The 26,141-nt window shown below is 57.7% G+C and carries 23 protein-coding genes; 4 read left to right on the top strand and 19 right to left on the bottom strand.

The features are described 5' to 3' along the window. Positions 1-182: 182 nt before the first annotated feature. Entirely contained in the window at positions 183-782 is a 600-nt protein-coding gene (locus QLG08_RS12650; protein WP_014605062.1) for a pentapeptide repeat-containing protein, read from the bottom strand. 414 nt (positions 783-1,196) lie between these two features. Between QLG08_RS12650 and ftnA the strand changes: the two genes are divergently transcribed. Next, positions 1,197-1,703: a non-heme ferritin gene (ftnA, locus tag QLG08_RS12645; RefSeq protein WP_013027178.1), complete on the top strand. Its 507-nt coding sequence runs from the start codon at positions 1,197-1,199 to the stop codon at positions 1,701-1,703. A gap of 49 nt (positions 1,704-1,752) precedes the next feature. Here ftnA and QLG08_RS12640 read toward each other — a convergent pair whose 3' ends face one another. Both QLG08_RS12640 and QLG08_RS12635 read right to left on the bottom strand, forming a co-directional pair. Continuing rightward, positions 1,753-4,116, bottom strand: a complete 2,364-nt coding sequence (locus QLG08_RS12640) for a glycoside hydrolase family 31 protein (RefSeq protein ID WP_064372745.1) — start codon at positions 4,114-4,116, stop codon at positions 1,753-1,755. A gap of 10 nt (positions 4,117-4,126) precedes the next feature. Continuing rightward, positions 4,127-5,437 (bottom strand): MFS transporter, encoded by a 1,311-nt coding sequence (locus QLG08_RS12635; protein ID WP_282472961.1) that lies wholly within the window; start codon positions 5,435-5,437, stop codon positions 4,127-4,129. A 220-nt stretch (positions 5,438-5,657) separates the two neighbouring features. Between QLG08_RS12635 and QLG08_RS12630 the strand changes: the two genes are divergently transcribed. Then, complete coding sequence (locus tag QLG08_RS12630) at positions 5,658-6,722, top strand: LacI family DNA-binding transcriptional regulator (protein WP_015699526.1); 1,065 nt, start codon at positions 5,658-5,660, stop codon at positions 6,720-6,722. Between the two features lie 5 nt (positions 6,723-6,727). On the opposite strand, the gene QLG08_RS12625 is transcribed toward QLG08_RS12630, so the two are convergent. The 15 genes from QLG08_RS12625 to QLG08_RS12555 all read right to left on the bottom strand — a co-directional run bounded on the left by QLG08_RS12625 (position 6,728) and on the right by QLG08_RS12555 (position 22,404). Continuing rightward, complete coding sequence (locus QLG08_RS12625) at positions 6,728-7,816, bottom strand: MBL fold metallo-hydrolase (RefSeq protein ID WP_282472960.1); 1,089 nt, start codon at positions 7,814-7,816, stop codon at positions 6,728-6,730. Beyond that, positions 7,804-9,546 carry an iron ABC transporter permease gene (locus QLG08_RS12620; RefSeq protein WP_282472959.1) on the bottom strand — a complete coding sequence of 581 codons (1,743 nt, stop codon included), beginning with the start codon at positions 9,544-9,546 and terminating at the stop codon, positions 7,804-7,806. Before QLG08_RS12620 ends, QLG08_RS12625 begins: the two co-directional genes overlap by 13 nt. Positions 9,547-9,548: 2 nt before the next feature. Then, positions 9,549-10,550, bottom strand: a complete 1,002-nt coding sequence (locus tag QLG08_RS12615) for an ABC transporter substrate-binding protein (RefSeq protein WP_145031887.1) — start codon at positions 10,548-10,550, stop codon at positions 9,549-9,551. Between the two features lie 15 nt (positions 10,551-10,565). Further along, a complete protein-coding gene (locus QLG08_RS12610; RefSeq protein WP_282472958.1) occupies positions 10,566-11,633 on the bottom strand; it encodes an ABC transporter ATP-binding protein in 1,068 nt (355 codons plus the stop codon). A gap of 74 nt (positions 11,634-11,707) precedes the next feature. After that, complete coding sequence (locus tag QLG08_RS12605) at positions 11,708-13,414, bottom strand: lysophospholipid acyltransferase family protein (RefSeq protein WP_013027186.1); 1,707 nt, start codon at positions 13,412-13,414, stop codon at positions 11,708-11,710. Positions 13,415-13,749: 335 nt separating this feature from the next. After that, the gene (locus tag QLG08_RS12600) at positions 13,750-14,352 is read right to left on the bottom strand and encodes a cupin domain-containing protein (protein ID WP_013027187.1); all 603 of its coding nucleotides are present in this window, start codon (positions 14,350-14,352) and stop codon (positions 13,750-13,752) included. A gap of 157 nt (positions 14,353-14,509) precedes the next feature. Continuing rightward, the gene (locus tag QLG08_RS12595) at positions 14,510-14,695 is read right to left on the bottom strand and encodes a hypothetical protein (protein ID WP_019104818.1); all 186 of its coding nucleotides are present in this window, start codon (positions 14,693-14,695) and stop codon (positions 14,510-14,512) included. A gap of 40 nt (positions 14,696-14,735) precedes the next feature. Beyond that, positions 14,736-15,635, bottom strand: a complete 900-nt coding sequence (locus tag QLG08_RS12590; protein WP_047714519.1) for an ABC transporter substrate-binding protein — start codon at positions 15,633-15,635, stop codon at positions 14,736-14,738. A gap of 9 nt (positions 15,636-15,644) precedes the next feature. Next, on the bottom strand, positions 15,645-16,439 hold the full coding sequence (locus QLG08_RS12585) for an amino acid ABC transporter ATP-binding protein (RefSeq protein ID WP_015699521.1): 795 nt from the start codon (positions 16,437-16,439) through the stop codon (positions 15,645-15,647). Further along, complete coding sequence (locus QLG08_RS12580; RefSeq protein WP_042678137.1) at positions 16,423-17,349, bottom strand: amino acid ABC transporter permease; 927 nt, start codon at positions 17,347-17,349, stop codon at positions 16,423-16,425. The genes QLG08_RS12585 and QLG08_RS12580 overlap by 17 nt, the downstream gene beginning before the upstream one ends. A gap of 9 nt (positions 17,350-17,358) precedes the next feature. After that, entirely contained in the window at positions 17,359-17,871 is a 513-nt protein-coding gene (locus QLG08_RS12575) for a GNAT family N-acetyltransferase (RefSeq protein WP_014605056.1), read from the bottom strand. Between the two features lie 10 nt (positions 17,872-17,881). Beyond that, positions 17,882-18,820 carry an ABC transporter substrate-binding protein gene (locus QLG08_RS12570; protein WP_064372753.1) on the bottom strand — a complete coding sequence of 313 codons (939 nt, stop codon included), beginning with the start codon at positions 18,818-18,820 and terminating at the stop codon, positions 17,882-17,884. An 11-nt stretch (positions 18,821-18,831) separates the two neighbouring features. Further along, positions 18,832-20,145 (bottom strand): LLM class flavin-dependent oxidoreductase, encoded by a 1,314-nt coding sequence (locus tag QLG08_RS12565; protein ID WP_041457806.1) that lies wholly within the window; start codon positions 20,143-20,145, stop codon positions 18,832-18,834. A gap of 76 nt (positions 20,146-20,221) precedes the next feature. After that, entirely contained in the window at positions 20,222-21,376 is a 1,155-nt protein-coding gene (locus tag QLG08_RS12560) for an amidohydrolase (RefSeq protein WP_019104824.1), read from the bottom strand. A 26-nt stretch (positions 21,377-21,402) separates the two neighbouring features. Then, on the bottom strand, positions 21,403-22,404 hold the full coding sequence (locus QLG08_RS12555; RefSeq protein WP_013027195.1) for an LLM class flavin-dependent oxidoreductase: 1,002 nt from the start codon (positions 22,402-22,404) through the stop codon (positions 21,403-21,405). 588 nt (positions 22,405-22,992) lie between these two features. Here QLG08_RS12555 and QLG08_RS12550 point away from each other — a divergent pair. Both QLG08_RS12550 and QLG08_RS12545 read left to right on the top strand, forming a co-directional pair. After that, positions 22,993-24,159, top strand: a complete 1,167-nt coding sequence (locus QLG08_RS12550) for an amidohydrolase (RefSeq protein ID WP_064372757.1) — start codon at positions 22,993-22,995, stop codon at positions 24,157-24,159. Between the two features lie 76 nt (positions 24,160-24,235). Further along, positions 24,236-24,718, top strand: coding sequence for a YlaC family protein (locus QLG08_RS12545; RefSeq protein WP_064372760.1), 483 nt, complete (start codon positions 24,236-24,238; stop codon positions 24,716-24,718). On the opposite strand, the gene QLG08_RS12540 is transcribed toward QLG08_RS12545, so the two are convergent. Then, on the bottom strand, positions 24,715-26,118 hold the full coding sequence (locus QLG08_RS12540) for a PLP-dependent aminotransferase family protein (RefSeq protein WP_014605049.1): 1,404 nt from the start codon (positions 26,116-26,118) through the stop codon (positions 24,715-24,717). The genes QLG08_RS12545 and QLG08_RS12540 overlap by 4 nt on opposite strands. Positions 26,119-26,141 lie beyond the last annotated feature (23 nt).

Raw genomic sequence — 26,141 nt, 5'->3', positions numbered from 1 at the left:
TTAAGGCGGCATAGCATACAATATTTTGTGCTATTGGCCTACAGCGTACGGAAGAGAAAGTGGCGTCAGTCAGAAACGGCAGGCCGCCGCGCCGGTAGCGCGTCAGGGTGGCCAGGCGTTACCCCGAACGAAACCTGCCCCACAAAGCGTATCCGTGGGGGCGGTTACTCCTCAGGCCTCGACTAATCGACGAGTTCGATGCCCAGACTTTCCAGCAAACAAACCGCTTCCAGGCGAGAGAATTTGGCTTTATCGACCGTGTTATGGAAGATATTGATGGCGTAATTCCAGGATTCTGTGAGATCTGCGCCACGTAGCACGGTGTGATTGAATAAACTGCCCGTCAGGTCCGATTCGGTGAGCGTTGCGCCGGTTAAATCGCACTCCCTGAAATCCACCTCTGTCAGTTTGCATGCCTCCATTTTTAAACCCTGCAATCGCAGCCCAAAAAAAGAGCCGCTGGCCAGAATACATTTCTGAAAATGCAGTTCGTGATCCAGATAAAAATCGGGCCAGTAGGCTGTCGTCCAGTCAATGCCGGTCAGCTTGCACTCATTGAAGTGAACGCCAAAGAAGCGGCTATTGGATGGGTTCAGCAGGCTCATATTGCAGTGATTAAACACACAGTTGATGAACTTGCAGGCCGAAAACACCGCAGAGGTAAAGTTGGCGTTATTGAATTCGCAGTCTTCAAAATGCGTTTCAGCGATCGTCAGACCGGTGAAATCTTCTTTTGAAAACTGGACGTCGTAAAATTCAGCATGGCTTTTGACAGATTGCATATTCACCCTGAGGGTTAACGGTGGCATTTCACGAAAAGTTTATGCGATTTCTTCGCGATGAACCCGCATAAGATTCACCTTCACGCCTTGCCTCACAAATCTCTGGTCAGGCATTTCTTGCGCATGCGCTGCAGCCAGTTCATCGCCGGGTCACCCTTGCCTTCCTGCCAGGCCGCATCCAGCCTGACCTGCCGGTAAAGGAAGCCGCACGGAAGCCAGGCGCACCGGCTTAGGGAGTGACAACTGGCGACCCGAAAAGCTGACCACAATGATAATCGCTCGCATTCAACAGTTGAAATAATTCTTTTTAAATCAATTAGATAAATTGCAAATTTTTCAATAAAAGGCTTCCCATTCGTTACCAGCCTGTTGCATAATTCACCACTAATTTATTAACACTCAAAGGACGCGGCCATGCTGACTGCTGAAATGACTGGGCGTTTAAACGACCAGCTGAACCTCGAATTTTTCTCCGCCAATCTCTATTTACAAATGAGTGCGTGGTGTAGCGATAAAGGCTATGAGGGCGCAGCGTCCTTCCTGAAAATGCATTCGCGTGAAGAGATGGAACACATGCAGCGCCTGTTCGACTATCTGAGCGATACCGGTGCTATGCCGGTGCTGGGCAGCATTGCTGCACCGCCCGTTGCCTACAATTCACTGAACGAAGTGCTGATTCAGGCGCTGGATCACGAGAAGCTGATTACCAGTAAAATCAATGAACTGGCGCACTCAGCGATGACAACGCAGGACTATTCAACCTTCAACTTCCTGCAGTGGTATGTTGCAGAACAGCATGAAGAAGAGAAGCTGTTTAAAACCGTGCTGGATAAACTGGCGATGGTTGGCGATAGCGGTAACGGTCTGTTCCTGGTCGATAAAGACCTTGGACGCATGAGCACCGAAACCCACTCCGCCTAAAATAAACCGGCCCACGCAGGTGGGCCGGTAGTGTGATTGGCGCTCTGGGTTACGCCAGTCGGTAACAGGTTGTCATTTCCCCGTTGACCCACAACGGACGCTTCTCGCCCGGCGGTAAGCTAATCGCCATATCACGCCACGCTGGCTGATAATCTCCCCGCTTTTCAATGATCAGCTCCAACCGTGACGCGCTGCTGGTTAACGTCCAGCTCAGCCAAAGCGCATTGCCCTTCTGCCAGCCGTGCGTTTCTCCGTCGTCGTCAAACAGTTCACCGGAGGTGGTCGCATTGCCCGGCGCAGGCCACAGCTGCAGTTCCCGTACGTTATCACGCTGCGCATCGGTGGTACTTTCACACTGTCCCAGTGGAATTGCGGCACCGGCACGGACCAGTAACGGCAGGCGATCCAGCGGCGCATCCAGCATTACCGACTGGCCACCCGCCAGCCAGCTACCGCTGTGCCAGTCATACCAGCCGTGGGCGTTATCTGGCAGATAGACCTGGCGCTGACGGGCGCCCTGCTCAACCACGCTTGCCACCAGCAAATCGCGGCCCAGCATGAAATCATCGCACTCGTCATAGGTGCGCGGATCGTGCTCGTGATCGAGGAAGGTTGGCCGCAGCATTGGCTCATCCTGCTCGCTGGCCTGCCAGGCCAGCGTATACAGATACGGCATCAGGCGATAACGCAGGCGAATAGCCTCACGAATCATTGATGTGGCTTCCGGATACATCCAGGGCTCGTTGACGGTGTGATCGTCATTCCATGAGTGAATGGTAAAACGGGGATGCATCACGCCATTCTGTACCCAGCGCACAAACAGCTCCGCATCCGGTTTATCGCCGGCAAACCCGCCCACATCGTGCCCGACGTTAAACAGGCCCGACAGACTCATTCCCAACCCCATACGGATGTTGTAGCGCAGGGTTTGCCAGTTTGTCCGGTTATCCCCGCTCCACGTCTGCACATAGCGCTGCATGCCTGCGCAGCCTGAACGGGAAATCAGGTACGGCCTTTTTTCCGGGGCAAAGCGCTGCTGAGCCTCCATCGAGGCGCGCATCATCAGCAGCGGCATCACCGGTCGGATGTGCTTAATCGCAATGGGCTGGCCAAAGCCATAGCAGCGTGCTTCGCCGTCCCAGACTTCATATTCGTTATTATCGTTCCAGGTCGAATCGATCCCTTTTTTCAGCAACTGCTCAGTGACGTTTTGCTGCCACCACGCCACCGTTTGGGGATGGGTGAAATCCAGATGCGAGCCTTCATCATCCCAGAATACGGAGCGCTCAGGCCGATCCTGTTCCGAATCGCGGATAAACAGCCCCTGATCCGCCACTTCTTTATAACGTGGATGATCCTGTAACAGGCAGGGCTTGATGTTGGCCGCCAGCTTCATCCCGGCCTGATGGAAAGCGGCGCTCATGGCATTGGGATTCGGCACCTTGTCATAGTTCCAGTTGAACACGTAGCGCTTGTTATTGATGGAGGTGTAGCCCGACGACAGTTGAAACGAATCGCAGGGAATCTCATGCTCGCGGCACAGTTGAATAAAAGACAGGAGCTGTTGCTGCGCATCAGGCGCATCCGTGTAGTGCATGGTGGAACCGCTGTAGCCCAGGCTCCACTTCGGTTGAAAGAGCGTCCGGCCGGTGAGGCGAACAAATGCCTTGGTCACCTCCAGCAGCGTCGGGCCCAGCATCATGTAGTAATCCAGATCGCCCGCCTCTGCGCGGTAACGGCGATAAGGCAGATGATAATTATCTAACTCATTCCCCAGGTCCAGCCAGCTGCTGGTGAGGTTATCGTAAAACAGCCCGAAGCTGACGCCGTCACGCTGGGTCAGCGTGAAAGGAATATGTTTGTAGAGCGGATCGGTGCTGGCAGCGTTATAGCCCATCGCATCCAGATTGCGCATTTCGAAACGGCGATTGACCCGGTTGAGATCGCCGCTCTTTTCACCCAGGCCGTAAACCCGATCCTGCGGCTGACGACGCTGATAATGTTCCACGCCATCGCCATGCATGTTCAGCAGGTAAGCCCCGGTATGGCGATCGACCGCCAGCGGCTGCCAGTCGGTGCCGTCAAAATGTTCCCAACTGAGGCAAAGGGGATAATGCACGGTAACCCGCAGTCGGTCCGTGGCCAGACGGATTTGTTGCGCCTCCTGTTGCAGGGTAAAGGCGGGCAGCGTAAAACCTTCCAGCGATTCGCGGTCGCGCCCCTCCCAGGGCACATCCTCTTGCGGGGCAATGCTCCAGGTGCGGTTCAGCGCCAGTTCCCCGTCGCGTTTCAGCAGCACGCGCATCAGGCCGTTTTCTAATACGTAAATCCGTAAAAAGTGACGCTGCTCGACTTTCAGTTCGACAAAATGCGGCGTTTGTTGATGTAGCGTCCATGTCTTAAGTGTTTTCATGAGATTACCCTCACTGTTTAGCAGTACGTTGGCGGCGTTCGGCAATAAACATCACCAGAAAAACCGCGCCAATCAGATCAAAAAAGCCCATGGCAATAAACAAGGGATTGAAGCCAATGGTGTCGGCGGTAACGCCGATAATCAGTGAAAAAATAAAGCTGGCTATCCAGGCGCAGGACCCGCGCATGCCGTTGACCGTCGCCATCTGGCGGCGATCAAAACGCTCAACCACCAGCGCGCTCAACATGCAGGAAATCACCTGGTGGCCGAAACCGCCGATGGAGATCAGGGCAATGGCAAGATAGGGATCTTTAACCAGCGTCATCAGTGCCAGCGAGATCATCAGCGCGGCCCCGGTGACGGAACTGGCGACGATGGAGTTCACGCGGGAGCAGCCAAACCAGCGCACGTAGAGTTTTGTCAGGTAACCGCTGGCGACGCTGCCGAAGTCAGCGGCCAGGAACGGCAGCCAGGCGAACATCACGATCTGCTTCAGATCCATGCCGCGTTCATTGGCCAGGTAGAGCGGCACCCAGAAGCTCAGGACCGCCCAGGCGGGCTCGGCTAAAAAAGCCGGAATAGCGATTCCGTAAAACTTCTTCTCTTTCCCAATCACTTTCATCGCAGTGAAAAACGGCAGCTTTTCGCCGATGACTTCGTTGTCCTGGGTAATAAACGCCCGCTCCTCATCCGAGAGGCGCGGATGGCGTTCAGGCGAGTGATAGCCCCACCACCAGAGCGCCACCCAGATCAAACCCAGCCCGCCGGTGAGCAGGAATGCGCCCTGCCAGCCAAACGAGATATGCGCGATATAAATAATGGGCGGAGCCAGCATCGCGCCGACGGAAAAGCCAACGCCCGCCCAGCCTGCCGCTACCGGCCGCTCCTTTTTCGGAAACCACTCCCCGATGGCCTTGGCATTCGCGGGCGTGGCTGCCGCCTCTGATGCACCCATCACAAAACGTAACAGCGCCAGATGCAGCCAGCTTCCTGCCCCGGCGTGCAGCAGACAGGTGACAGACCAGATAACGGCGCAGATCAAAAAGCCCACTTTCAAACCGATAACATCAATTAACCAGCCGCACACAGGCTGAAACAGCGTATAGGCCAGTTGGAAAGCCGCCACGACCCAGGAATACTGCTCCGTGGTCATATTCAGGGTGCTTTTCAGTTCCGGTGCCAGAATCCCCAGGGAGTTACGGGTGATGTAATTCACCGTGACGCCCAGCAGGAACATGCCCAGCATCCACCAGCGCAAATTTTTAATCATCCGCAGCGGGCGCGACGACGCGTGAGTGCGGGTGGTCGTGTCGAGACTCATGATGAAACTCCTGTAGCCAGTGATTGACGCGTTGCCGCGCAGCGAGCCTGTTTATCTGATCCGACCTTAAAAAAGCCGAAAACGTGGGTACAGCCCATTTTTTGCAAACCTTTTCATGGCACTATCGGGAAATAACAAAAATGCCCTTGCAGACCAGCAGGGACACGATTCAGCACCTTATGAAAATTTTTTCATTTGCAGATTTGAGGGCGATCACAGAATGAAGCAAAGCTTAAAAGTGAGCGAAATTGCCGCCCTGAGCGGCGTGTCGATCAGCACGGTTTCGCGCGTCCTTGCCGGGAAAGCCAATATTCGCGCCGCCACGCGCGACAAAGTGTTACGCATCGCCCAACAGCAAGGCGTACTGGATAATCTTCAGCATGGTCGGCTGTTGCTTAATGACCTGATGGTATTTGCGCCACCGCGGGCATTCGATATCCGCACGGATATCTTTTATTACAAGGTGATCCAGGGGATCAGCGAAGCCGTTAAACCGCACGATGTGCGGTTGCGCTACTGCCCGCTGGAAGAAGTGGAAAGCGATGCCGCGCTGTTTATCGACAAGATGCAGCAGACGGAAGCCGCGCTGTTGATCGGTATTGACGATGAACACATTCATCAGCTGGCGGCCGAAATGAACAAACCCTGCGTGCTGATCAATGCCCGCGACCGCCGAATGCGCCTGCCCTCGGTGTCGCCGGATCATCAGCTTATTGGCGAGTTTTCCGCGCGCTATCTGTTTGAACAGGGCCATCGGCAAATTCTGTCGCTGCACTGCCTTCGGCGTTACACCATGGAGCAGCGGCTTCAGGGCGTACGCGATGCCTGGCATGCCATGAATCTGCGCTTCGACAGCCGCCAGCACCTGATTACGCTCAACAGTTTTAGCAGCAGCGAAGCCAGCGCCTGTCTGGGCGATTATTTGCGTCGCTGCCCGCAGGCGCAGCGCCCTACGGCGATTCTGGCGAGTGGCGATTATATTGCCGCCGGAACGGTGCAGGCGTTACAGCAAGCGGGCCTGCGGGTGCCGGAAGATGTGTCCGTGATGAGCATGGATGGTTTCAACCTGGCCACCGTGCAGGAGATCCCGTTAACCTCGGTTCAGGTTCCGCGAGACGAGCTGGGCGAGGCCGCCGTCAAAATGCTTCAGGCGTTGCGTTTAGATCCAAACCTGCCGCCCGGTAATCTGCTGCTGAACGGCAAGCTGGTGGTACGCGACTCGGTACGCCGCATCCGGGATAATCCGGGTCATGCGCCGGTGCAGCAGCACGGGCTTTACAGCTAATGCGATCAGGCAAAGCTTTCCCAGCGGGATGACAGCGTAAAGTGACGCTGCCAGCTGAGCGTGGCTGACGCTCGGGCGATTAACTGCTGGCACAATGCCGGCTCGACAAAAGCGGGAATGACCTGTTCCTCTCCGCTGTGTTTGATCAACGCCAGTTGATCGTCCAGCGGGGGATGGACATTCCAGGGCAACCACTGCGCTGAGCCGTTTTGTAGCATCGCGAAGGCCCGCGTGCCGCGAGCGACATGACTGCTAAAAATCAGGTTGAACTCGGGTCGCTGGCTCAGCAAGGCGGCCAGGCCGCTGTCCGCCACCGCATCGGCCGCGACGATAACGCTGTCAGGTCGCCATTGCGCAGGCGTCGGCTCACGCAGCAACGGCAGCAACGCCAGCGCCGTGGCGGCCGGCAGCGCATTTTGCGCCAGCAGCTGTGACACGTCTTCCCGCACCTGCGGGCACAGCACCACCGGCAACCCTTTTGCTCGTAGCCGCAGTGCCATCTCCGGGCCTCTGCCGTGCAACGGCGCCGTGACCACCGCCCCGTGGCGGGCAGCCTGTACCAGCGCGTCAACCTGCTGATTAAGCCGCTGATGACGGTCGCCGTAAGAGGCATCGGTAATCAACCAGCGCGCCCGTGGTGGGCGGTCAAAAGGCAGCAGCAGTGATTCGCGACTCCAGTCGCCCATATAGGTGATGCCGCCCGCGACCGGCAGGTGAAACCAGACGGATCCCGGTGAGTGGCCGCTCCGGCCGGTAAACAGATTAAGCGGGCCAACCGCGCACTGCCCGCGTAAGGGCAATGCGTGCCGCGATCGCGCAGGTACTGGGCACTCTCCCAACTGCTGCCAGGTCAGTTCCGTGGCGTAAACCGGCGGCGATCCCAACGCCTGCCAGCTGTCGAGTGCACCTGTATGGTCGCCATGAGAATGGGTCAGACAGATGGCATCGACGTGCCCCGTGACCGCTAAATCCGGCCTTACGCCGGGCTCCGGCCCCGCGCCCAGATCCCACAACAGGCGGTATCCCTGAATCTCAAGCAGGAAAGCGGCGGGCAACTTTCCCCCCACGCCGCTCACCACGGTCAGGCTTGCCATGGCAATACTCCCTGCGGCAAAGCGCGCGTCAGGCGCGTCGCCAGCAACATCAAGGTCAGAACAACCAGAATCATCAGGCATCCTACGGCGGCAGCCAGCGGTGCAGAGCCGCCCTCATCAAGAAAGATAATGGTTGGCCCAAGGGTTTGCGTATCGGAGGTCACCAGCAGCACCGAGACCTGAATTTCGTTCAGCGCGGTCAGAAAGACCAACAGGCTTCCCGCCAGCGCAGACGGCGCCGCCAGCGGCAGTAAAATATCGCCCATGCGGCGCAGAAACCCCGCTCCACACAGACGCGCGGCCTCATCCAGCGAGGGGTCAATTTGTGCGAAGCCCGCCAGCGTGGGGCGCAAGACTAAGGCCAGGAAGTTGGACAGATAGGCGGCGAGAATGATCCAGACCGTGCCGTAAATCGAGACCGCCAGCAGAGGAAGCGGCGGCAGAAAAAACAGGATTGCCGCCACACCTGTCACGATACCGGGCAGCGCATAAGTCAGCTCGCTGGCAAACCACAGGCCGCGCACCAGTCGCGTGCGTCGCCAGTTCAGGAAGAAAGCCAGAAACAGCGCCATGACCGTGAGCATCAGCGTCGCCAGCGAGGTGAGCCACAGGCTGGTCGCGAAAGCATGGCGTATTGCGGGATAGCCCCACAGCGCCTGATAAAAGTTTTCCAGCGTCAGGGTCTGCCACGTCAAGGCCTGACCAAAGCCGCGCGTCAGCGCACTGGTCAGCAGCGCGCTGACCGGCATGATGAGCGTAGCCGCCATCCACAGCCAGGCCATCACCTCCGTGGGCAGCCGCGCGCCGTTAAGCGGTTGCTGAAACGGGCGCGGCGAGCCACTCACGCGAACATCACGCCGTCCGCCCAGCCAGCCGCTCAGCATCATGCCGGTTAAGGTGATCAGCGCAATCAGCAAAGAATAGACGGCCGTATCCGGCAGCGCACCGGGGCCAATGGCGTTAAGTTGCTGATAGACCAGCGTAATTAAGGTCGGCAGGCGTGCCGGAATGCCCAGCATCGCCTGAATACCAAAATTACCCACGCTTGCCACAAATGCCAGCGCTGCGCCCGCGAAGATGGCGGGACGCGCCAGCGGTAAAATAATGGTGCGCAGGATTTGCCCGTGCGAAGCGCCGCTAATCTGCGCGGCTTCCACCAGTTCTGCCGGTAAACGGCGAAGCCCGGCACGCACCGTCAGGAACACCAGCGGCGCATTGTGCAGGCCCAGCAGCAGCACGATTCCGCCCCATGAATAGAGCGGTTGTTCACCCGGCGCGAACCAGGGTAAACCCAGCAGCTGAAACAACGATGCCAGCAGGCTGCCTGGCGCCAGCGCCTGCAGCCAGGCAAGTGCCGTCACCTGTGGCGGAATCATCAGGGGTAAGATAAAGGCGAAGACCCAGGCTGCTTTAGCGCGCATATCGCTCAGCGCAACCAGCCAGGCGGCGAGCGTGCCAAGCAACAGCGACAACAGGGTGGCGCTCAGCCCGATGCTTAAGGTCGTTAACGTGGCGCTGAGTACCCGGCGGCTGATCAACAGCTGCGTCAGCCGTGTCAAATCCGGTACGCCCTGCGGGGCTATCGCTGTCCAGATCAGCCGGGTAAAAGGCGCCACGGACAGCAGCCCGATCGTCAGCACCAGCAGCCCTAGCACCCAGGGTTCAGCGCGAAAACGCCAGCGCGTGCGATGCACCCGGCGAGGCTGACAGTCGTTACTCAGCACGCTCATTCTCAGCCACCGAACAGCGCGGTAAACTGTTCCCGCACCTGCGCATCATCGGCCACCGCCTTCTCCACGTCCGGGGTCAGCAGTTTGATCTGGTCTACCGGAACAAAGCCTTCAGGCGCGGCAATGCGGTCATCGACCGGCCGGTTACCCTGCTGAACCACCAGTTTCTGTCCCGGCTCTGACAGCAGAAAATCCACAAAGGCTTTCGCGGCAGGCAGGTTATGCACCGATTTCATAATGGCGACGGGTTCCGTGACGTAAGACACGCCCTCTTCGGGATAGACCAGGTCGATGGGCGATCCCTGCTTTTTGGCCCGGATAATGTCGGCATCGGTAATCACACCATATTTATCCAGTCCACTCGCTACGGCTTTTAACGCAGGTCCGTTACCGCCCTGCGGCGCGATGCCCAGCGCCGCCAGCTGTTTATAGAAGTTCCAGCCGATGTCAGGCGTCGTGATATCCGTGTGCAGCTTATACAAGGCAGCCCCGGAGTAAAGCGGACTGGGCATGGCAATTTGCCCTTTGTTGTCCGCGTTTAGCAGGGCTTTCCAGCTGTTAACGGGTTTAGCGCGCTGCGTGTTGTAGGCAATCACGGTGGCGATAATTTTGGTGCCAAAAAAGGTTTTATCCCGGTCATAAAAGGCGGGTTTCAGGTGATCGACGGGCGCATCCTGATACGCATAGAGCTGCTTCTCTTTCTTCAGTGCGCCAAGGTTGATGGCGTCGGCAACCAACAGCACGTCGGGCTTCACCTTGCCGCTCATCATTTCCGTGTGCAGCACGTTCATTAACTGCGTGGTGCCGTTGCGCGTCCATTCCACCTGAATACCGGGATAGGCCGCTTTGAACGCGTCCATAGTTTGCTGCGCAATTTCCGGTGCCTGCGAGGTGTAGACCACCAGCGTGCCGGCAGGCTTGTCTGCCGCCTGCGCCAGCGTGGGGCCTGCCAGCGCAGCCGTGAAGAGCAGAGATGTAACCGAGGTAAGCATGAGTTTTTTCATACTGTCTGAAGTCCTTTATGCGGGAAGAATCCAGCCGTCAGTCACGGCAATATTTACGGTGTCGTTAACCCTGAGAGCAGAGACATCGTCAAGGGCCAGCGTGATGGAAACCTCAGGCTCTGCCTGGGGAGACAGATGGATGTCGTAATGGCCGCCGCGGTAAATCAGGCGTTCAACCCTGGCGGTGAAATGGCCGGTTTCGTCAGCCGCCAGGCGGAAACTGGCCCGATGAAAGCTGGCTTTACCCTGCGGCAAGGCTGTCTGATACGCGGCACAGCGCAGCCGCATCCGTGTACCAAACAGCATCACCGATGCCTGCCCCTGGCCTGTCGGTTCAATCTCTTTTACCGGCAGCACGCGCCCCTCATCAATAAAGGTGGCGACCATCTCATTGGCGGGCTCACGCCACAGGGTTTGTGGTGAAGCAAACTGCATGACCTGCCCCGCATTCAGCACCACAACGCGATCGGCGAGCGCCATCGCTTCGCGCTGATCGTGGGTGATATAAATTAAGGTGGCCCCGCTGTGACGGTGAAAACGGCGAAACTCCTCTTCCATGGCGGCACGCAAATGCACGTCAAGGTTAGCCAGAGGTTCGTCAAGCAGGACCAGCCGGGGCTTTGCCACCAGGCAACGGGCCAGGGCTACGCGTTGACGCTGACCGCCGGACAGATCGGCCGGGCGGCGATCGGCAAAGGCCAGCAGGTCGACCAGCGCCAGGGCCTGCCGGATACGTTCTTCCCGATCGGCACGGTTCACGCCGCTGACTTTCAGGCTATAGCCTACGTTTTCAGCCACCGTCATATGCGGCCACAGCGCGTAGTTTTGAAACACCACGCCAAGATCGCGGTTTTCGGGAGGCAGATGAAAATCCGGGGAGGCAAACAACGTGTCGTCCACCCAGATCTCGCCGCGATCCAGCGTTTCAAAGCCGGCGATTAACCTGAGTAAGGTCGTTTTGCCGCAGCCGGAGGGGCCCAGCACGGCGATAAACTCCCCCTGCTGGATCTCCAGCGAGACCGCCTCAAGGACCGGCTGCGCCGCGAAGGCTTTATTCAGCCCGGAGAGTGAAATTGCGGCCATGTTGATGTCGCCTTTGCCGTGTACGTTTTGTGGAAGACGTTACGACAGTTTGATGACAGGACCGTGACACCGGGCTACTTCGGCAGATGGACCGCCACGTAGCGCTCGTAGCGCGATGGCTTGATTTTGGTTAAATCCGCCAGAACCAGCCCATCAATACAGTTGTTAAAGTCCGGGTCGCTGCCGAAATCAATAAACTGCACCCCGCCTGGCTCATAGACTTCGCAATACTGTTTGTAGAGCGTGGGGATGGCGACGCCGAGGTTACTGAGCAGCTGCTTCAGCCGCTGAAGATCCTCTTTGTAATCATTGCCGCTAAACTGGGCCAGTACGGCAGGCAGAGAGGCCGGATAAGGACAGCGCGAGGTCGCCAGCGGAAAGTCCGTTGGGAAATAGATCCGATAGAACGCGACCAGCAAATCGCGCGCCGCCAGCGGCATAGTACCAGAGATGGAAACCGGTCCGAACAGATAGCGCACCTCAGGATATCTGGCCACGTAAGCCCCGATGCCAAGCCAGAGATAGTCCAGCCCGCGTTTACCCCAGTAGGCGGGCTGAATAAAGCTGCGGCCCAGTTCAATGCCCTGACGAAGAATAGGGATCATGCGTTCGTCGTAATGGAACAGGCTGTGACTGTAGAGGCCTTCCATGCCGCGTCGTTCCAGCTGTTCGCCACCGGGGATAAACCGGTAAGCCCCGACGATTTCCAGCTCTGCGTCGTCCCACAGAATCAGGTGATAGTAGTCATCATCGTAGCTGTCGAGATCCCGTCGGCGACCGCTGCCCTCACCGACGGCACGAAAGGCAATCTCACGCAGCCGTCCCAGTTCACGCAGTATCGGCACCCAGGTCGCCCCGTTACGCCGCCACAGATAGATCTTCTTGCCGTCAGGCGTATTGCCCAGCAACTCGCTTTGCAGCAGAGCCTTTTTCAGTTCGGCACGATCTTCCGCCAGCGCGATGGCGGATTCTGTCTGGAAGAGCCCTTTTTTGCCCTGCCCCAGGCGGTAAACATGTTTTCGCACGCGCTTTGCCAGCTCTTTGCCGGGCGTATGGCCATCGTGCCAGTGTGCGAAGGGGATCTGCGCGCCGATACGCAGTTTGATGCGCATCCCGCGTTGTTTAAACATTTCACGCACCAGCATCAGCATCGCCACGGACGGTGCGACTTTCGCGGTGGCATAGAACAGTGAGCTGTTTCGACCTTCGACATGCACCGGTACCAGCGGCGCGCGCGCTTTCGCGGCCAGGCGCAGAAAGCTGTGATGCCATTCGCGATCGCGCACGCCGGCGCTGGTCAGGCGGGACACTTCGCCCGCCGGGAAGATAATCAGGACGCCCTGATTGCTCAGGTGCTGTTGCATGTGCTGCAGCTGCTGGCGGTTGGTGCGGTTACCGATATTGTCGACGGGTAACATCAGGCTGTTGAGCGGTTCCAGCAGCATAATTAGCCGGTTCGCCACGATTTTCACGTCGCGGCGAACCTGAGATATCGCATGCAGTAACGCCATGCCGTCGATGGTACCCAGTGGATGGTTCGCCACGATCACCACCGGTCCGTGCGATGGGATCTGCTCCAGATCGCGCTCGCTAAGTTCGCAACGGACGTCAAGATGTTCCAGTACCTGCTCGACCATATCCAGCCCTTTCAGGTGGGGATAGCGCGCGGCAAAGCGCTGGAATTCATCTTCACGTAGAATCCACTTCAATATCCGTTTCTGCCAGTTGGCAGGACGCTGGTTCGGCCAGAAACGTTCAATGACCTGATCGACTGAAAACATAGTTAACCTTTCGTGCCTGTCCCGGAGATACAGCGAAAGTAAGTCGCATTGTTTGCACTTTTATGAATTACGGCAGGTCGGCAGGCAAATTTGTTGGCGCGGTCAGCGGCACATGAGCGCCTAAACAGGTTTTCATCAGGAAAAACAGCAAGATAAGACAGGATATTTCGCCGGCTCGGCGCGGCGCCGGGATATGAAAAATCTTAATACTGGTTGCTATAAAGGCGCTAACGTCTCCTGGCCGCCTCTCAGTAGGAGGCAGCGGGGCCGGTTGCCGCTGCCAAACCTCTGCAGCCACGTCTTCATCCCTTTTGGGCAGCCGGTCCCTGTGCGCGCTACGGGTTGTGCATCATGGCGGCAACCGGGGTCCAGATCTCGGTCATCGCGCCCGCTTTACCCGTAAAGGGATCCCGTTTTGGCAACGGGACTTTTTTCACTTTTTCCTGGGACAGTTTGAGCTGGCCGATTTCATCGCGCAGAATTTCAGGCTTCAGCCCTTCAGGATAGGCACCTACCGCCAGGAAATCTTCGCTGGCGGAAACCTGTCGATGCCCGACACCCGCAGGGATCAGCACGGCATCCCCTGCCCGCAGGGTAATCATGCGGCCACTGTCGCCCCCAAACAGCACTTCCGCCCAGCCTTCAGCGACGCCAAGAAGCTCATGCGTATTAGGATGGTAGTGCATATAGGGAAACAACTGATCGCGCCAGTCAGGCGGCCAGCCATTTTTTTCAAAGGTTTCCTCGAACCAGGTGGCGATATTCTCTTCGTCCTCCGGCACCACGCGTGGCCAGATAATCAGCGGCAGCGGATTGTTTGGTACGCCAGCAGACGGGCTGGCGAACATCAAATGTTGTGGGTTATTTGATGCCCCAGCTGAAAATGTGCCTGCTGCGAAAGACATCAGCAACATCAGACTGGAAGTTTGGGCAGTCATACAATGTCTCCTTTTTTCTTTAGTGTGACAAAGGTCGCAGGGTTGGAATGTGCGCTATACATCACAATTTACATAATCACTCTAACTCGCTAACCAAAGCCAAATTAGTTGTTAACAATATCTCCTTAACCCGCTAAGTCTTTTTTATCTGGTAGGATTAATCTGTAAACGGTGCGGCGGCCATCGTTGCCCGCTGAACCGCCCGCTTTTTTGCCGCCGTCAGCGCGAAGATGAAGACCAATACCGCCAGAAAATGACGGGCCGATGACACCGCCCCGATCTGCTGCGCGGGCTGTTGCAAGGAAATAAAAAAACCCGTCAGGGCTGACGGGTCGGTGCACATTCATGGGCCTTAACGGAAGCGCCTGGCAGGCTCGTTTCACTCAGTAGACAATCCCGGGTGGATTAACCATCGAATGGGTAATCGCCTCATCCTGCTCGCCCCAGCGTTGTAACACCTGGCGATACTGCCCGCCGGCAATAGTGCCATCCAGCGCGGTTTGCAGCGCCGCGGCCAGGCCATTGCCTTTTTTCGTGGTCACCGCTACCCAGGCGCGGTAGGGCCCCTCGCCGACTAATTTCGTCTGGCCGCGTGACGCCACCTTCCAGGCCGCCACGGCGTGCGGACCAAACATCGCATCTGCCCGCCCTGAAAGCAGATACAGCGTGGCCGAGGCATCGTCGGTCAGGTAAATCGGCGTGACCGGTGGCAATCCTTTCGCCCGGTTCTGTGCGTCCCAACTGAGTAAAATACGTTCCTGATTGGTGCCGGAGGCCACGATGATGCGTTTGCCCGCCACGTCTGGCGGAGAAGTTATCGCGCTGACCGGACTGTCCGCCTTGACGGCAAAGGCGTGGTTATCGGCCCGATAGGTCGCAAAATCAAACTTCTTTTTCCGCTCTTCGGTCACCGCGATATTAAACATGGCCACGTCATAGCGCCCGGCACTGATCCCCAGCGGCCAGTCCTCCCAGGAAGCCGGTACCAGTTTAAGTTTCAGCCCGAGGCTGTCCGCCAGCAGGCGGGCAATATCCGGATCGCTGCCAATGCGGGTCACGTTATCCGCCGCCAGCAGCGCCAGCGGCGGTGAGTGAGTGGCTGAAGTCGCTACCGTTAACGTGCCGGGCTCAACAAAATGAAAATCCGCCGGAATTTTTTTAACCGCCTCAGGGTTCACCGGCGCGTGAATCGGCTGTTCATTTCGGGCGACATCCGGTTTTTCCTCGGCAAAAACCGCGCCGCTCACCAGCAGCGCGCACAGCGTCACACAGGCATATCTCATTCTGGCCCCTTAGAGTACGCGCGCCAGAAAGCGGCGCGTTCTCTCATGTCGTGGGTGGTTTAACACCTGGCTACTGCTGCCCTGCTCGACAATTTTTCCGTCCACCATAAACACCACGTTGTCAGCTACCTCGCGGGCAAATCCCACTTCGTGTGTCACGATGACCAGCGTGGTGCCCGATCGGGCCAGCTTTTTAATCACGTCCAGCACTTCGCCGACCAGTTCCGGATCCAGCGCCGAGGTTGGCTCATCAAACAGCATCACCCGGGGTTGCAGCATCAAAGCCCGGGCAATGGCAATGCGCTGCTGCTGCCCGCCAGAGAGATGCCGGGGCCACGCATCGGCCTTATGACGCAGGCCGACGATATCCAGTAGCTCACCGGCACGGATTATCGCTTCACGCTTCGAGAGCTGACGGTGCGCGATGGGCGCTTCGATTAAATTTTGCAGTACCGTAAGATGGGGAAACAGATTGAAGTTCTGAAAGACATAGCCCACGTTAATGCGCTGACGCAGAATCGCCCGCTCCTTCAGCTCATATAGCCTGTCACCCCGACGCTGATAACCAATGTAATCGCCGTCAATCTGGATAAACCCTTCATCCACGCGTTCCAGGTGGTTAATGGTGCGCAGCAGCGTAGATTTTCCCGATCCTGATGGCCCCAGAATCACCGTAACGGAACCGGGTGCCAGATCCAGCGAGACGTTGTCCAGCGCCTTGAGCCTGCCGAAACGTTTGCTGACGCCGGTAATGCTGATGGCTCCGGTGGTAGGGGATAAGCGGTAATCAATGGCTTCGGACATGGCCGATCTCCTCAACAGGATTAAGCGGTGCGACGCGAGTGCGCCATTGTCGCCAGCGCGACGGTTGGGGTTCACGGCTGACGCTGCGAGCCAGCCAGCGCTCAACGCTGTGCTGAATCACTGACAGGACGGTGGTGATAATCAGATACCAGGCCGCGCCGACCATCAGTAACGGGATCACTTCCTGGTTGCGGTTGTAGATCATCTGGATGGTGTAAAACAGTTCCGGCATCGCCAGCACATAGACCATCGCCGTGCCCTTCGCGAGGCTGATAATCTCGTTAAATGCCGTCGGAATAATGGTGCGTAACGCCTGAGGCAGAATGATGCGAAAGGTGCGACGCGACGCGGACAGCCCGAGGGCGGAAGCCGCTTCCACCTGACCATGATCGACACCCAGAAAGCCGCCGCGAATGATCTCTGCACTGTAGGCTGCCTGTACCAGCGTCAGACCAATAACCGCCGCGGGAAACTGGCCCAGCACATTGATGGTCTGAAAATGGCCCCATGACAGCGAGGTAAAAGGCACGCCAAGAGAGAGCGTGTCGTAGAGATAGGAGAAGTTGTAGAGAATGATCAGCACCACGATCAGCGGCAGCGATCGAAACAGCCAGATGTATCCCCATGCCAGGCTGCTTAACAGCCAGGACGACGAGAGCCGCGCCAGCGCCAGTACGCCACCGAACAGCAGGCTGAACACCGTGCCCAGCAGGGTCAACAGCAGCGTTTGCCCCAGGCCATGTAAAATTACCGGATCAAAGAACCAGCGGGCAAACACGCCCCATTCCCAGCGTGGATTAAACGCTACCGACTGCACCACGCCCGCCAGGATAAACAGCGCTACCACGGCGCCCAGGGTGCGGGCGGGATAGCGGGCAGGCACCACATGAAGTTGTTGTTGATGACGCATGCTCGCTCCTTAACTTGCCTGCGCAACGCTGTGCACGTCGATGACTTTGATGAAGCGTAAGCGTCCATCGTGCGGTGGCTGTCCGAAACGCTCCAGATCGCCACTCAGATCGAACTGCGGCTCATAGCCGTGGCCGGTATATAAGCGCACCGCCTCGGGCTGGCGGAAACCGGTGGTCAGAAACAGGCGCTGATAACCGGCGCGCAGCGCCCGTCGCTCCAGCTCTTTTAGCACCACCAGCGCCAGCCCCTGACGACGCAGGTCGCCACGCGTCCAGATGCGCTTCAGCTCTGCCGTGTGCGCGTCGTAAGGTTTGTACGCGCCCATGGCGATAATCTCGCCGTCGCGCTCCAGCACAATAAATAAGCCGTGCGGCGGCAGATACCATTCGGCCTGCTCCTGTTCCTGATGGCGGCTGAAATAATCGCCATAGCGGGCCGCATATTCACCGAATAAACCGGTCAGGATGGGCACCAGCTCCGGCGCATCCGGTGACAGCTCGCGGAATTGCAGTTCACTCATCATGCGCTCCTTAGTCACCCAAACCCGGTGGATTAATCTCGGAATGGTCGATGCGTTCAACGCCCTCGCCCCAGCGATCCAGCACCTTCTGATAGTCACCATTTTGAATGACGCCGTTCAGGGCGGTGCTGATGGGTTCAGCTAACCCACTGCCTTTTTTTACCGTGACGGCAATGTGCGCGGCTTTCGGCCAGCCCCCATCAACGCTGCCGACCAGGCGGGTTTTGCCGTTGAGCGCGGCTTTCCAGGCACCGATCACGTTAGGGCCAAAGTACGCATCCGCTCGTCCGGCCTGCAGCGCCAGCGTCTGGGCGGCGTCATCTTTGGTGTAAATCGGCGTGAAAGGCTTAAGACCCCTGGCCTGATTTTCTTTATCCCAGGCGAGTAAAATCGCCTCCTGATTGGTTCCAGAACCCACAATGATGCGCAGTCCGGCAATATCATCGGCTTTAGTCAGCGACTGGATTGGGCTGCTGGTTTTGACGTAAAACCCCAGCGAGTCTTTACGGTAGGTCGCAAAATCAAACTTCTCTTTGCGCGCCTTCGTCACGGTGATGTTGGTAATGGCGGCATCATATTTTCCCGAGGCCACGCCGAGCGGCCAGTCTTCCCAGGAGGCCGGCACCACGTTGAGCCTCAGCCCCAGGCTGTCGGCCACCAGCCTGGCAATATCGACTTCGCTACCCAGCAGCGTTTTATTGTCATCCGAAAAAACAGTGAGCGGCGGGGAATTCAGCGCCGCTACCGCCACGGTCAACGCGCCCGGTACGGCAAAATGATAGTTGGCGGGCAGCTGCGCCACCGCGCTGGCATTTTTCGGCGTGTGGATCGGGGCTTTGTTGGCCTCAAGACTGACGCGCTGGCCATTTACGGCGACGCTGGTGCTTTCCGCCAGGCTGCCACCGCTGACGCTAAGCATCAGCAAGGCGATAAAACTCGTTTTATGCATAGCAAAGGCTCTTATTGTGAGGTGAATTGATTAACCGGCTGTGGCAAGGCAAAGCTGTCACGCAGCGTTCGGCCCGGGTAGTCACGTCGCGCTAACCCGCGCGCCTGCAAGACGGGCACCACCTGGTCAACAAAACGCTCAAAGGTATCAGGCGTACCGCCGTTGATGATGAAACCGTCTGCCGCCTGGCTTTCAAACCACAGTTGCAGGCCGTCGGCGACCTGCTCCGGCGTGCCATGAAACAGCGGACGTGGCGTGGCCGCTTCCAGCGCCGCCTGACGCAGCGTGTGCCCCTGCTCGCGGGCTTTGCGTTTAATCTCGTCGGTGGTACTGCGGAAACTGTTCTGGCCGATATCACCGAGATCGGGAAAAGGCGCATCGAGTGGATACTGTGAAAAATCATGATGGTCGAAGAAGCGACCGAGATAGTTGAGCGCATCCTGAATGGAAACCAGCGCGGCGGTGGTTTGATATTGCTGCTCCACCTCCTCTGCATCTCTGCCGACAATCACGCTTACGCCCTGAAAAATATGCAGATCCTGTGGCTGACGGCCGTTTTTCACCAATTGCGCTTTAACATCCCGGTAAAAAGCCTGGGCTTCTTCTCGCGTTGGCTGATGCGTAAAAATGGCATCGGCATGACGCGCCGCCAGCTTTTTGCCGTCCTCCGAGGCACCTGCCTGAAAAATGACCGGTCGGCCCTGCGGCGTGCGGGAAATATTGAGCGGTCCCTGCACCTGAAAGAAGTCGCCGTGATGGTTAAGCGTGTGCAGCTTCGCGGGATCGAAAAACTGACCACTCTCTTTATTGCGAACAAAGGCATCCTGTTCCCATGAATCCCACAGCCCTTTCACCACCTGCAGATATTCGTCGGCAATACGGTAACGCAAGGCATGTTCAGGGTGCTGCTGGCGAGAAAAGTTCTTCGCCGACCCTTCCAGCGGAGAAGTGACCACGTTCCAGCCCGCACGTCCGCCGCTCAGGTGATCCAGGCTGGCGAACTGGCGCGCCACGGTAAAGGGCTCGCTATATGAGGTGGAGACGGTGCCTACCAGCCCCAGATGTTCGGTGACGCCAGCCAGAGCCGACAGCAGCGTTAAGGGTTCGAACCGGTTCAGAAAGTGGGGAATCGATTTTTCGTTGATAAATAAGCCGTCGGCGACAAACAGAAAATCCAGTTTGCCCTGCTCCGCTTTACGCGCGATTTTTTTCGCGTAGTCAAGGTTAATGCTGGCATCTGCCTGGGCTGCCGGGTGGCGCCAGGCCGACATGTTTCCAGAGGCGCCATGCAGAATGGTACCCAGTCGAAGCTGTCTTGTGGTCATGATGTGCTCTCTTTTGTGCATCAGGATGCCAGGCAGCTGTCCGGGACAGCCACACAGGCACTTCAGGCGGTTGAAATCAATTCAGGGCGGGTTCACGACATCGGTCGTGAAGATGGTGCAATGCCTGCCGGGCGAGTTGCGCAAAATAGTGAGCGGCGGGCGCTATCGAAGCTTCGTCGGGGGTGAAACCGGCATGATGCAGGCCAAAGTCGCTGGCGCTGCCAATGCTGACAAACGCGCCCGGCACCTGCTGGAGGTAGAAGGCGAAATCTTCCCCACCCAGGTGTAGATCGGCAGTCTGAACCCGATAGCCTACCTGGCGAGCCACCTCACTGCTGAACTGCGCCCAGTCCGCGTCGTTAACCAGTACGGGCGGTCCGGCATGCCAGTGCAGACTGGCCTGAGCGCCATTCGCCAGGGCGATGTTCTCCACCAGCGTGCGAACACGTTTTTCCAGTTCCGCCCGCAGTTGCAGATCGTGGGTGCGGGCCGTACCGCCAAACTCCACCGTTTCCGGCAGCACGTTCCAGGTCTTGCCGCCGTCAACGCGGGTGATACTGAGCACCAGGCTATCGAGCGCATTAAAGCTGCGACTGGTCAGCGCCTGCAGTGCCTGAATGATCTGGCTGGCGACCACGATGGCATCAACGCCCTGCTCGGGATGCGCAGCGTGCGCGCCCTTACCTGTCACGTGGATAACAAACTTGTCGGCATTGGCATAAAACGCCCCACCACGCGTGGCGAAGGTCCCGCTCGGCAAGCCTGGCTCGTTATGCATGCCAAAAATGGCCTGTACCTGATCCAGCACGCCAGCCTGAATAAACTGCCTGGCACCGCACGCAATCTCTTCGGCTGGCTGAAATAAAATACGCACCCGTCCACGAAGCTGATGTTGCTGAGCCTGCAGTTCGAGCGCCGCCCCAAGCATCACGGCACTGTGTAAATCGTGGCCGCAGGCGTGCATGACTCCCGGCTGGCGAGAGTGAAAACTGACGCCGCTGGCCTCGTGGATAGGCAGCGCATCAATATCGGCACGCAGTGCAATCAGGTTTTCACCGCTGCCGATTTCCGCGACCACGCCGGTTTCCAGTGGATAGTCCAGCAAGCGAATGCCGGCATTCTGAAGCCACTGGCGTAACCGCGCGGTCGTCGCAAACTCCTGGCCGGAGAGTTCAGGCCAGGTATGTAATTCACGTCGCCATTCAATTAACTGTGCTTCGTTCAGACTCATGGTTTACCTCGGCTAACACATCGTGCTCAGGCGGCGACCCACTGATGGGTGGCCAGTAGCTCCAGCGATCGGTAACGCGCGCGGGGATCGGCAATCGGCGTGTCGATAACAAACTCGTCAATGCTGAAGTTGCGCTGCAGGGCCTCCAGTTGGGCGTGGACCTGTGAAGCGGTGCCTTTCAACAGGGACGGCGTACGAGGCTCAATCAGGTAGTCCGTAAAGCCGCCCTGACGAACATAACGCTCCGCCTGTTCCAGGCTGGCGACGTTCACGCCTGGCCCGTTTTTGACCTGCACGTGAAAATGCCTGAGATCGGCCACCAGCAGCTCGGCCTCGGCGGGCGAGTCAGCTACGACCACCTGCACCGCCACCAGCGCCCGTTTGCCCTGAGCCTGTTGTGAATAGGCCCGCAGAGATCGCGCCAGAAGCTGACGATCGCCGTTGATATGCGCGGCAAACACGAACTGCCAGCCCAGCCGGGCCGCCAGCCGTGCACTCTCTTCGCTCCCGCCTAACAGAAACCGCTGTGCCGGACGGGCCGGTAACGGCGTCGCGCGCACGGCTTCGTCCTCGTCCCGCGGTCCTGTCTCAGGCTTCAGCCAGCTGTCCAGTTGCGTAAGCTGTTCGTCAAAACTGCCCTTTTCGTCCTGATGGACCCCAAGCTGCAGTGCCCGAGTTGAAAGCGGCAGGCCGCCCGGTGCTTTACCGATGCCCAGATCGATCCTTCCCGGCGCCAGCGACGCCAGTAAATTAAAGTTTTCTGCCACTTTGTAGGGGCTGTAGTGCTGCAGCATCACCCCGCCAGAGCCGATACGAATATGTTGAGTTTGCGCCACCAGCCAGGCGATCAACACCTCAGGTGACGGGCTCGCCAGCTGCTCAATATTGTGGTGTTCAGCCAGCCAAAAGCGGTGATAGCCCCATTTTTCAGCCTGTTTCGCCAGCTGCAACGTGCGCTGGAGCGACGCCGCCGGTGTTTCACCTTCCGCTACGGGGGCTTTGTCTAACAGACTTAACTGATATGCCATTCACCTGTCCTCACTCATTTCCGTTATGGGCCAGTGTGGCGATGAGGATATATTTCGTAAAACAATAAATATGAGAATATGAAGTTAAAAAACGGCAATAGAATTTAAATAATAAAGTAATTAACCGAGGAGATTATTATTTCCGCACGTAAAACATGATCGCGGAGAAGAGTAAAAAATCGCTCAATCACCATTTGCGTATTTTAACTAAGCTTTGATTAATTCCTTATTTTATCCGCGAAAGATCTCACCTGATGATGATTCATCAAACTCACGATCTCAGGGCAAGAAAAGCATGGCAAAATTCAGCATGTTATTACACCGTCTCTTTTCAGGTAAAAAGGGTTCAGACTGCCAGCACAGCGCAGTAAAAGCGCAGACGGCGCGGGCGGGCTCAGCCTCTGACAGCGCATTATCCCCCCGCCATCATGTGTCGCGAGATAATAATCAACCTGCCGGTGCGCCGGTTTTATTTACCCATGAAAACGCCCCGACGTTATTACGCGATTACCCCTGGCAACCGAATCATCTTTAATCACCCGTCAGCAGCCTCAGATAAGGCGTTGGACTGTTTAAATAAGGAGACTCATGACGTCATTATTAACGGAACAGCTGGTGCAGTGGCGTCGGGAATTGCACCGGCATCCCGAACTCTCTCATCAGGAGTTTGCCACCACGGAACGTATTACACGCTGGTTAAAGCAGGGTGACATTCGTTTGCTGCCCCTGCCGTTGAAGACCGGCGTGGTGGCGGAAATCGGCCAGGGAGAACCGTTGATCGCTTTTCGCGCCGACATTGACGCCCTTCCCATCGATGAAGGGGTGAACGTACCCTGGCAATCCCAGCGGTCAGGCGTAATGCATGCCTGCGGGCACGACATTCATACCTCGGTGATGCTCGGCGTGGCACATCAGCTTAAGCAACGCGAAGCCACGCTGCCGGGCCGCGTGCGGCTTCTTTTTCAGCCCGCAGAAGAGACGTTTGAAGGGGCCAGACAGCTGCTTGCCGCAGGCGCGCTGAACGGCGTAAAGGCCATCTTCGGCATGCATAACGCGCCCGATTTGCCGCTGGGCACGCTGCGAACCCGGCCAGGCGCGTTTTACGCCAACGTTGACCGCTTTACGATTCGGGTGCACGGCAAGGGCGCCCATGCCGCACGGCCTCAGGAGGGGATTGACGCTATCGTCATTGCAAGCCACATCGTCACCGCCCTACAGACGCTGCCTGCGCGGGTGTTTAGCGCTCTGGACACAGTCGTTTTGAGCGTCACGCGTTTTACGGCGGGGAACACCTGGAATGTCCTCCCGCAGCAGGTAGAGCTGGAAGGCACGGTCCGCACCCATAATGCGGCGCTACGTCAGCAGATACCTGAGCGTATGACCACGCTGATTCAGGGCCTCGCAGCAGGCTTCGGCGCGCGGGCGGAACTGGAGTGGATAGCAGGGCCGCCCGCCCTGATCAATACGCCAGAATGGGCAGAGGTTGCGCTGGACCAGGCCGCCCAAAGCGGCTATTGCGCGGAAGAGGCTGCAATGCCGCTGATGGGCGGAGAAGATTTTGCCTTTTATCTGCAGCAGGTGCCGGGCGCCTTTGTGAATATCGGCAGTGCCAGCGCGTTTGGCCTGCATCATCCAGCCTTTAATCCCGATGAGGCACTGTTGCGGCCTGCTGTCGACTATTTCACCCAGTTGGCACCGCGCGCCCTGAACATCGTGGCGGCACAGTCCGTGCGTGAAAGCGAAACTGTTATATAAAAAATGGCGTCATCTGTGTCTGAACGGCTTGACTGTTATCTGTTCTAATTGCTATCAGTTGAAAGTGAGGGGAACGATGGACGCCATTAAACAGATCTTGATCGACGAAATTAATACGCTCAACCGTGAAGAACGCCGCGATAACCTGCCGCGTTTCAGCTTCTCTTTTTTGAAAAAGCATCCCGGGCTGTGGGCGGTGATGTATCTGTGCTACGGCCTGTGCGTGGCTCTGATTTTTTCCACTGAGATGCTGGGCTGGCCGGCGTTTTGGTTTGCCACCGCTTTTGTGCTGGTGATGAGCTTTCTGATGTTGCTGGACATCAATCCCAAATACCGCTTCGAAGATATCGATGCGCTGGACCTGCGGGTTTGCTACAACGGCGAATGGTATTACGTGCAGCCGGTGCCTGAACAGGCGATCTCGCGCATTATGTCTTTACCAGATGCGCCAGAGCGCGTGAAAACAGGGATTGATCGTTTGCTGAAACAGAAAGGCGAAGTGGACTTTTACGACGTTTACTACCTGACATGGGGACATCGCCAGGCCGCGCAGGTTTAATCGCCGGCCATTTCCGCCATGATTTCACCCAGCGTAACGACTGCCGCCTCGGCCCGTGAATCCCAGGGCCAGGCGGTGTTGAGCCGGAAACAGTGGCTGAACTGTTCACCTGCAGCAAACATCTGCCCCGGCGCAATACTGATGCCTTTCGCCAGCGCCCGCTGGTAAAGCTGCGTGGTGTTGATGCTGTCCGGCAGCGTGACCCACAAAAAATATCCCCCCGCCGCCTCACTTACCGTTGACTGCGCAGGCAGAACCTTTATCAGTGCCTGGCGGGCCAGCTGCTGGCGTTTGACCAGGCTTTGCCGCAGCCGTTTCAGATGGTTATCGTAGCGGCGGGTTGCCAGAAAATCGGCCAGCGCCAGCTGCATCGGTGCGCTGGTAGAAAGCGTGCTCATCAGCTGAAGACGTTGGATGCGCTGTGCATGCTGACCTGCCGCCACCCAACCCACCCGAAATCCCGCCACCAGTGATTTTGAAAATGATCCACAGTGCAGCACGTTGCCCTCGCGGTCCCAGGCTTTGGCCGGCAGGGGCGGTGCGCGTTCGTCCCACAGCTCTGCGTACACATCGTCTTCAATAAGCGGCACCTGATGACGGGCCAGTAACGCCACCAGCTGCTGTTTACGCGCGGGCGTCAAGGTAACGCCTAACGGATTTTGCAAGGTCGTCATCAGCCAGCAGGCCTTCACCGGCCAGCGCTGAAGCGCATCCTCAAGCTGCTGTAAATCAATGCCGTTCTGGGCATCGCTCGGAATAGCCAGCGCCTTGAGCTTAAGCCGTTCAATCGCCTGGAGTGCGCCATAAAAGCTGGGCTGCTCAATCACGACATAGTCGCCGGGTTCGGTCAGGGACTGCAGACTGAGGTTCAGCGCCTCCAGCGCACCGCTGGTGATGACGATTTCATCGGGCGATAAGGTCATGCCCTGGCGGGCGTAGCGCTGGGCCAGCAGCTGGCGCAGCGTCGCATTGCCAGGCGGCAGGTTATGTAACGCATCGGTAGGCGTCAGCTGATGGGAAACGTTCGCCAGCGAGCGCATAAGCTGGCGCTGGGGAAACAAAGCCGGATCGGGAAACGCTGAACCAAAGGGCACGATGGCCGGATCGCGCGTGGCCTGCAGGATGTCGAAGACAAAGTCGTTGATATCTACCCGCTCGCTAATGGCCACGCTGAGCGGCGCGGCCGCCAGCGCCCGCGGCGCCACGTAATAGCCGGACTGCGGACGCGAGACGATCCATCCCTGACTTTCCAGCAATTCATAGGCATGCAGCACGGTCATCAGGCTCACCCCCTGCCGGGCGACCTGCTGGCGCAGCGAAGGCAGTCGGGTGCCTGGGGGCCAGATACCGGCTTCTATTTGCTGCTGAATGTCGTCCATTAATCGCTGATATTTCGCCACGGCATGTTGCTCCTGATGCTGAG

The organism is Pantoea sp. V106_11 (genome assembly GCF_029967885.1).
In the GTDB taxonomy this organism is placed as follows: domain Bacteria; phylum Pseudomonadota; class Gammaproteobacteria; order Enterobacterales; family Enterobacteriaceae; genus Pantoea; species Pantoea ananatis.
This window is presented reverse-complemented; position numbering and strand designations above follow the sequence as displayed.